The organism is Streptomyces sp. NPDC091412 (assembly GCF_044756885.1).
Lineage (GTDB): Bacteria > Actinomycetota > Actinomycetes > Streptomycetales > Streptomycetaceae > Streptomyces.
The window spans coordinates 319,243-325,569 of the sequence record NZ_JBIVTV010000007.1 but is presented as its reverse complement, the minus strand read 5'-3'; the positions used below and the strand labels follow the sequence as shown (position 1 = coordinate 325,569).

8 protein-coding genes are annotated in these 6,327 nt (G+C 71.3%); 6 read left to right on the top strand and 2 right to left on the bottom strand.

Features of this window, described 5'->3' with window-relative positions:
- Nucleotides 1-169: 169 nt before the first annotated feature.
- Nucleotides 170-376 carry a hypothetical protein gene (locus tag ACIQMV_RS20725; RefSeq protein ID WP_141367202.1) on the top strand — a complete coding sequence of 69 codons (207 nt, stop codon included), beginning with the start codon at nucleotides 170-172 and terminating at the stop codon, nucleotides 374-376.
- A gap of 73 nt (nucleotides 377-449) precedes the next feature.
- The gene (locus ACIQMV_RS20720) at nucleotides 450-593 is read left to right on the top strand and encodes a hypothetical protein (RefSeq protein WP_172633272.1); all 144 of its coding nucleotides are present in this window, start codon (nucleotides 450-452) and stop codon (nucleotides 591-593) included.
- A 70-nt stretch (nucleotides 594-663) separates the two neighbouring features.
- Here ACIQMV_RS20720 and ACIQMV_RS20715 read toward each other — a convergent pair whose 3' ends face one another.
- Together ACIQMV_RS20715 and ACIQMV_RS20710 are read right to left on the bottom strand one after the other, a co-directional pair.
- Nucleotides 664-819, bottom strand: coding sequence for a DUF6131 family protein (locus tag ACIQMV_RS20715; RefSeq protein ID WP_225077308.1), 156 nt, complete (start codon nucleotides 817-819; stop codon nucleotides 664-666).
- Between the two features lie 77 nt (nucleotides 820-896).
- Nucleotides 897-1,520 (bottom strand): acetate uptake transporter, encoded by a 624-nt coding sequence (locus tag ACIQMV_RS20710; RefSeq protein ID WP_402594477.1) that lies wholly within the window; start codon nucleotides 1,518-1,520, stop codon nucleotides 897-899.
- A 280-nt stretch (nucleotides 1,521-1,800) separates the two neighbouring features.
- Between ACIQMV_RS20710 and ACIQMV_RS20705 the strand changes: the two genes are divergently transcribed.
- The 4 genes from ACIQMV_RS20705 (at nucleotide 1,801) to ACIQMV_RS20690 (ending at nucleotide 6,318) form a co-directional block, all read left to right on the top strand.
- Nucleotides 1,801-2,463 (top strand): zinc ribbon domain-containing protein, encoded by a 663-nt coding sequence (locus ACIQMV_RS20705; RefSeq protein ID WP_141367208.1) that lies wholly within the window; start codon nucleotides 1,801-1,803, stop codon nucleotides 2,461-2,463.
- Between the two features lie 200 nt (nucleotides 2,464-2,663).
- The gene (locus ACIQMV_RS20700) at nucleotides 2,664-3,644 is read left to right on the top strand and encodes an ion transporter (RefSeq protein ID WP_402594475.1); all 981 of its coding nucleotides are present in this window, start codon (nucleotides 2,664-2,666) and stop codon (nucleotides 3,642-3,644) included.
- Nucleotides 3,645-3,858: 214 nt separating this feature from the next.
- Nucleotides 3,859-4,758: a serine hydrolase gene (locus tag ACIQMV_RS20695; protein WP_402594474.1), complete on the top strand. Its 900-nt coding sequence runs from the start codon at nucleotides 3,859-3,861 to the stop codon at nucleotides 4,756-4,758.
- Nucleotides 4,759-4,911: 153 nt separating this feature from the next.
- Complete coding sequence (locus tag ACIQMV_RS20690) at nucleotides 4,912-6,318, top strand: FtsW/RodA/SpoVE family cell cycle protein (RefSeq protein WP_402594472.1); 1,407 nt, start codon at nucleotides 4,912-4,914, stop codon at nucleotides 6,316-6,318.
- Nucleotides 6,319-6,327 lie beyond the last annotated feature (9 nt).

Genomic DNA, 6,327 nt, shown 5'->3' with positions numbered 1-6,327 from the left:
AGCTTCGACCCCTGCCTCCCCTGCGGCGTCCACATGTACCTCGGCAACGGCAAAACCCTCACCACCACCCACACCCCCACCTACGGAGCCGAACACGGCTGAACCGTTCGCGACCCGTGAGCCGGGCCGGCGACCGGGGGAGAACATCGGGGGAGACGAGGAGCAGACCATGGGCACGATCAGAGTCGGCAGGCGTGACGTGAAGCCCGACACCCCTGGGCACGTCACCGGACTGCACCAGGGCAACTTCGGCCCGTACGAGCGGCAGACGGGGCACCACAGGGACGGCACCTCCGATGCCCGGCGGTCGACGGGCATCCACTGGAAGAAGCACGACGCGATCATGAAGGCCATGCCGAACATCTCGCCCGGATGACGGGCCGCGTCAGGGGCAGGACCGGGTCCGGACAGAGGGGCGGAAGGACAGAAGGACAGAAGGGAGGAACGGGATGACAGCGAAACAGCTGCTGGCGGTGGAGGCCGCCCTGGTGGGCGGGCTGGTGCTCGCCGTGCTGGTCAAGGAGATGCCGGGGCTCCTGCGCGAGATCAGGATCTGGCGGATGTCCGGCCGCGGCTCCGGCCACGCCCGCTGAACACCTCGGCGAACACCGACCGGAGCGGCGGCCCGCGGGCCGCCGCTCCGGTCGTCGCGGGTCGGGTCGGTCACCAGTAGTGACGGTGACCGGCGACCGCGTGGCCCATCGATCCGAGCAGCCACAGGACCGCGCCGATCACGGCGAGGATGATGCCGATGGTCCACAGGATCGAGATACCGGTGACGAAGCCGACGACGAGAAGAATGACGCCGAGGATGAGCATGACCGCCTCCGTGGAGAAGTCCTTCACTCGTGCGGGTACCCCGATACCGCGGTGTAGTGCCCGCGGACCGGGACGGCTCAGCGGGGCCAGGTGGGCAGCAGCGTCCGCCGGTGCGTGGTGTTGATCACCGCGGCCGCCGAGGCGTACCAGGCGACCAGTCCCGACGCGATGCCGAACCAGCCGCCGATCCGGGTGACGACGTGCGGTGCCATGCCGCCCTGGAACTCGCCGATCGCCAGCAGGACGAAGGTGATGGCCAGCAGCACCAGCACCGCGAGGACGGCGAGGCTGGTGCGCAGCGCGGCCACCGCCATGTACGCGCTGAAGATGCCCCAGGCGAGCAGGAACAGCCCCAGGGCGTTGTGCGCGTCGCCGACGGCCGCCACCCGCGGCACCAGCCACCAGTACGTCAACCAGAACGCGCCGAGGGAACCGAACACGGTCGCGCCGAAGGTGTTGCCCCGGCGGAACTCGAAGAGCCCCGCGACGAACTGCGCCAGGCCGCCGTAGAACGCGGCGAGCCCGAGCACCGGGAAGATCGCGGCGGGTTCCTTGAGCAGGTTGGTGTTGATGATGGACAGCAGGATGGTGGTCATCGCGAGCGCCGCCAGGCCCAGCGGGGCCGGATCCGCGTAGGCGACCGGCGTCGGGTCGGCCGGGCGGGCCTGAGCGCGGACGGAGTCGCTGGTGTCGTCAGTCATGACCGGAATCCCTTCGACCTGAGGCCGGCAGAACCAGCCAGAGCCCGACGAGCGCAGGCACAGGACGTCCACGGGCCGAACCCGCGGGCAGCGCCGGCGCTGCCCGAGTCTTCAGCTGTATCTGTTCACCTCACGCGTACCCGTTTGTCCCAGGACCAGTCGCCGGACAGCGGGTGCCGGGGCGCCCGCGCGCCTGGCAGAATTCCGGAAACCCGCACGACGAGGACGGGCGTCGTGTGGGCGGAACACCGTCACAAAGCCGGCCCTGGGGGGACACGCCATGAGCACCGAGATCTACTTCAGCAACAATCACCGCGACCTGTGCGAGCAGCACGGAACCGGCGCCGGATTCCAGTTCGAGTTCTACTGCTCCCGCTGCTCGGACACCTGGCGCTCTCCGTTCGAGCCCTTCCGGGCGGGCCAGATGGCGGGCTGGCTGTCGCGGGGGGCGAACGCGGCCTGGTCGGTCATCGGCGGCGGCGCCGCCCGTGGCGTCTCCGACGCGGCCGACGGGCTGGCCGGAGCGAACTACGGAACCCAGCGGGACGCGGCGTTCACCCGTGCCATCGCCAACGCGCAGGGCCACTTCGACCGCTGCCCCCGCTGTACGGCCTACGTCTGCGGCCGCTGCTGGAACGCGGGCCTCGGGCTCTGCCTCACCTGCTCCCCGGACACCGCGGCGGAGGCCCAGGCGGCCCAGCAACGGGGCCTGAACGACATGGTGGCCCAGCGCGCCTACGACGCCGGGCAGCACCGCGGCCAGGACCACGACGTCACCACGCCGCGCCAGTTGGTCTGTCCGCAGTGCCGCGCCGAGACCAGGGGCGCGACCTTCTGCCCCGCCTGCGGACACCGCCTCGCCCAGACGGACAGCTGCTCCTCCTGCCACCAGGACCTCCCGGACGGCGCGGCCTTCTGCCCGTCCTGCGGCACCCGGAGGTGACCACCGGGCCGCGGCCCCGGGACCGAGCGCACACGGTGCCGCGTACCGCACGCACGACGTGCGGTACGCGGTCCGCGAACGTGTCGCGGTCCACGGTGCCGCGGACGTCCGTGTTGGAGGATGATCATCACTCAACCAGCCCGTCCTTCCAGCCCGGTCGGCCGGGACTGCCACCGCGTGTGAAGGGGCAAGGGCAGCAGATGCCGGAGCAGCACGATCAGAACGCCGACATCGCATCGCGGTCCTTGCGCGGAGAACTGGCACACCGCTGTCAGGCCGTCACCGAGGCCCGCTGGTTCGCCCTCGGCGTCTTCGCGGTGATCCTCCTCAACGCCGCCCTGCTGGGCGTGGAGACGTACTCCGGTCTGGCGGCGCAGTGGCACCACTGGTTACGGCAGGCCGAGCACGTCTGCCTGGCCGCCTTCACGGTGGAGATCCTCGTCCGCGTGCTGGCCTACGCCGACCGCCCGCGGGAGTTCTGGAAGGACCCGTGGAACTCCTTCGACCTGATCGTCGTCCTGTGCGCCTTCGTGCCCGTCGTACGGGAGAACGCCACGGTGCTGCGGCTGCTGCGCCTGGCGCGCGTGCTGCGCACCGCCCGCTTCCTGCCGCAGGTGCGCATCGTGCTGGTGGCGGTGGTCCGCAGCCTGCCCGGCACCATGAGCTTCCTCCTGGTCGGTGCCCTGCTGCTGTACGTGTACGCCATGGTCGGCTGGGTCTTCTTCGGCCGCCACGACCCCGAGCACTACGGCTCCATAGGCCGCGCCGTGCTGACCCTCTTCCTGCTGATGACCCTGGACGGCATCGGCGACGCGGTCCACAGCGGCCTGGAGGTGTCGCGCTGGAGCCTGGTCTACTACGCCTCCTACGTCCTGCTGGCCTCCTTCGTCCTGGTCAACGTCCTCATCGGCGTGGTCATCACCTCCCTGGAGGAGGCCCGGGAGATGGAGAGGGACGAGCCCGCCGAAGCGGCGGACGGCGGTAACCCCCCGGACGTCCAGCATCACCTCGCCGCCCGGATCGCGGCCGCCCGCAGGGCCCTCGACGAACTCGAACGAGACCTCGGGCAGGCGGCTCCGCCACGGGCCAGGCAGGCGGCACTCGTGGTCCCGACGGTCGTGGCGCGCCCGGCGTCCGGCCCGGCCCGGGCCCGGCGGAGGACGTCCCGGCGGCGCCGGTGAGACGGACGCGCGGCTTGCTGTGACCGGTCGGTGACGGGGGCTGGGGGACAGGGGGTGGGTGTGTGGGTGGGCCTTCTCACAATTCGGGTCGAAACGGGTTCGCAGTGACGGCGGCCACTTCGCTTGGCGCACATTTTGTCTACCTTCGCCAGCAGTTTCCCCTGTTTGCCGACCCCTTGCGGAGGCCTGCCCGACCATGTCCCATCCGCGTTCCATGCCGCATTCGAAGACCTCGGCGACCACGGCGACCACGGCAAGGCGCCGGGGCAGCCGCGTCGGCGCCTGCGCCGGTGCCCTCCTGGTCTCGGTGACGACCCTGTTCTCCCTCGGCGCGCTGCACGCGGCACCCGCGGTCGCCGCGCCCGCCCCGGCGGAGCAGGCCCACGCGGCGGCGGCCGCCCCGGCGGCGCCGCAGCCGCAGAGCAAGGCGCGGGTGACGGCGGCGGTGCTCGGCCTCGACGGCGCGAGCCGGAAGCCGCTGCTGTACGGCGAGGACGTCCCGTACGACACCGCCAGCATCATCAAGGTCGACATTCTCGCGGCGCTGCTGCTTCAGGCCCAGGACGCGGGCCGGCATCTCACCGCCCACGAACGTGCCCTGGCCGAGCCGATGATCCGCAAGAGCGACAACGCGGCGGCGAACGCCCTGTGGCGCGAGATCGGCATGGCGCCGGGTCTTGAGGCGGCCAACAAGCGGCTGGGGCTGACCTCGACCAAGGGCGGTCCCGGTGCCAAGTGGGGGCTGACGCGGACGACAGCCTCCGACCAGGTCCGCCTGCTGCTGTCGGTGTTCGACAGCGCCGGGGCGTCGAAGACCGGCTCCCCGCTGAACAAGGAGTCCCGGACCTACATCCGGACGCTGATGAGCCGGGTCGTGAGCGATCAGGCGTGGGGCGTCTCGGCGGCCTCCGGTGCCCAGTACGAGTTGAAGAACGGCTGGCTCCAGCGCACCACCTCCGGGCTCTGGGACGTCAACAGCGTCGGCCGGATCACGGTGCACGGACACCGCTACCTCGTCGCCGTGCTGTCCGACGGCAGCGCGTCGATGAGCGACGGCGTCTCCCTGGTGGAGCGGGCGGCCCGGCAGGCCGTGGCCGCGGCCGCCGGGACCTGACGGGCACCGGCACCCGGGACCGCGCGGGTCCCGGGGCCGCCCCAGGCACCCCGCCCCTCGGCGTTTAGTTGCGTCATTGCGCAACTGTATAGTCGTGCCGGGTGTCACCGGGCCGGAGACGGGAGTCCGGCAGAACGCAATGGGGGAACTGTCATGGGCAGTCGGGTCGGAGCAGCGAGTCGGGACGGCGATCCGGTCAGCCGCAATCTGGAACTGGCACTGCTGCTGGGCGCCGTGCTCATCTGCGGATTCGGCCACGCCGGCAGCGCCCTCGCCCTCACGGGCAGCCTGCCGCCCGATCTGGTGGTCCACGTCGCCGTTCTGGCCCTGCCCCCGCTCCTGTGCCACCTGGCGGTGCGGCGGTTCGCCCCCCACGCCGACCCGCTGATCCTGCCCCTGGCCACCCTGCTCACCGGCCTGGGCATCGTCCTGATCCACCGCCTCGACATCGCCTACCAGGCCCGGTACGGCTCGCCCACGGCGGTCGGCGGGCAGATCATGTGGGTCGCCCTCGCGGTACTCGGATTCATCGCGGTCGTGATCGCGCTCAGGGACCACCGCCGGCTCCAGCGCTATCCCTACCTGGCCGTCACCGTCGGCTTGGCGCTGCTGATGGCCCCGGCCTTCTATCCCGGCGACGTCTACGGCGCCAAGCGGTGGATCTTCCTCGGGCCGCTGTCCTTCCAGCCCGGCGAGTTCGTGAAGATCGTGATCGTGCTCTTCTTCGCCGGGTACCTGACGCTCCGCAGGGACGCCCTGGCCCTGGCCGGACGACGCTTCATGGGCATGTACCTGCCCCGAGGGCGGCAACTCGGCCCGATCGCGGCAGTGTGGGTCATCAGCCTGCTCGTCCTGGTCTTCGAACGGGACCTCGGCACCTCGCTCATCTTCTTCGGCGCCTTCGTGATCATGCTGTACGTCGCGACCGAGCGGACCAGCTGGGTGGTGTTCGGGGTCGGCTTGTTCGCCGTCGGAGCCTTCGTCGTGGGCTCCTTCGAACCGCACGTCCACGGCCGAGTGGTCGCCTGGCTGCACCCGATGGACATCTACCTCCCCCCGGAGCAGCGGCCGGCCGGTCTGATCTCCGACCAGGCGGCCCAGGCGCTGTTCAGCTTCGGCTCCGGCGGGATGCTCGGTTCCGGCCTCGGCCAGGGCCACCCCGAACTCATCGGCTTCGCCGGGCGCAGCGACTTCATCCTCACCACGGTCGGCGAGGAGCTCGGCCTGGCCGGAGTGATGGCCGTGATCCTGCTGTACGCGCTGCTCGCCGAACGCGGCCTGCGCACGGCGGTCACCGTGACCGACCCGTTCGGCAAGCTGCTGGCCGCCGGTCTGTCGACCACGCTGGTGCTCCAGGTGTTCGTCGTCATCGGCGGTGTCACCGGGCTCATCCCGCTCACCGGAAAGGCCCTGCCGTTCCTGGCCCAGGGCGGCTCCGCGATGGTCGCCAACTGGCTGCTCGTCGCCCTCCTGCTCAAGGTCAGCGACACCGCCCGCCGCCCCGCGCCCGTCCCGGCGGCGGACCTGGACGCCGCCGAGACCCAGCTGGTCCGCCGGTGACCCGGGCCC

What these genes read in the sequence shown, in the direction of transcription:
- ACIQMV_RS20725 (WP_141367202.1), top strand. Translation starts at nt 170, where the DNA reads ATGGGCACGATCAGAGTCGGCAGGCGTGACGTGAAGCCCGACACCCCT.
- ACIQMV_RS20720 (WP_172633272.1), top strand. Translation starts at nt 450, where the DNA reads ATGACAGCGAAACAGCTGCTGGCGGTGGAGGCCGCCCTGGTGGGCGGG.
- ACIQMV_RS20715 (WP_225077308.1), bottom strand. Translation starts at nt 819, where the DNA reads ATGCTCATCCTCGGCGTCATTCTTCTCGTCGTCGGCTTCGTCACCGGT.
- ACIQMV_RS20710 (WP_402594477.1), bottom strand. Translation starts at nt 1,520, where the DNA reads ATGACTGACGACACCAGCGACTCCGTCCGCGCTCAGGCCCGCCCGGCC.
- ACIQMV_RS20705 (WP_141367208.1), top strand. Translation starts at nt 1,801, where the DNA reads ATGAGCACCGAGATCTACTTCAGCAACAATCACCGCGACCTGTGCGAG.
- ACIQMV_RS20700 (WP_402594475.1), top strand. Translation starts at nt 2,664, where the DNA reads ATGCCGGAGCAGCACGATCAGAACGCCGACATCGCATCGCGGTCCTTG.
- ACIQMV_RS20695 (WP_402594474.1), top strand. Translation starts at nt 3,859, where the DNA reads ATGCCGCATTCGAAGACCTCGGCGACCACGGCGACCACGGCAAGGCGC.
- ACIQMV_RS20690 (WP_402594472.1), top strand. Translation starts at nt 4,912, where the DNA reads ATGGGCAGTCGGGTCGGAGCAGCGAGTCGGGACGGCGATCCGGTCAGC.